Here is a 393-nt window from a genome sequence, read left to right on the forward strand (position 1 = left end):
TGGAGGCCATTCGCTGCTCGCCGTGCGGCTCGTCTCGCAGCTGCGTGAGCGGCTCGGGGTTGAGGTGAGCCTTGCGGCGCTGTTCGAGCGGCCCGTGTTTTCCCGCATTGCTGAACACATAATCGATATCCAAATTGAGCAGTTTGACGAGGCGGAACTCCTCGCTCTTCTGCACAAGAAATATTAACGGTGCGCATTGATGACTACTGTATTTGATTCGCTTTCATCTCAAGATAAAGAGCGGTTGCTCGAACGCATTCAAAACGAAAAACTGAAGCAATCTACTTCAAGAATGCCAGCGATCCCGCCGGTTGATCGTGACGGTGCGCTTGCACTGTCCTTTGCGCAGCAGCGGCTGTGGTTCCTGGCGCAGATGGACGAGAGGGTGAGCGC

2 protein-coding genes are annotated in these 393 nt (G+C 55.0%); both read left to right on the forward strand.

The features are described from left to right. Positions 1–187: phosphopantetheine-binding protein (locus ACTJKP_RS27235; protein WP_440632882.1), on the forward strand; the 187-nt coding region annotated here is incomplete at its 5' end. A gap of 12 nt (positions 188–199) precedes the next feature. After that, a partial coding sequence (locus ACTJKP_RS27240; RefSeq protein WP_440632883.1) for a hypothetical protein occupies positions 200–393 on the forward strand: 194 nt, incomplete at its 3' end.

Source organism: Brucella sp. 22210 (assembly GCF_052045675.1).
GTDB lineage: Bacteria > Pseudomonadota > Alphaproteobacteria > Rhizobiales > Rhizobiaceae > Brucella.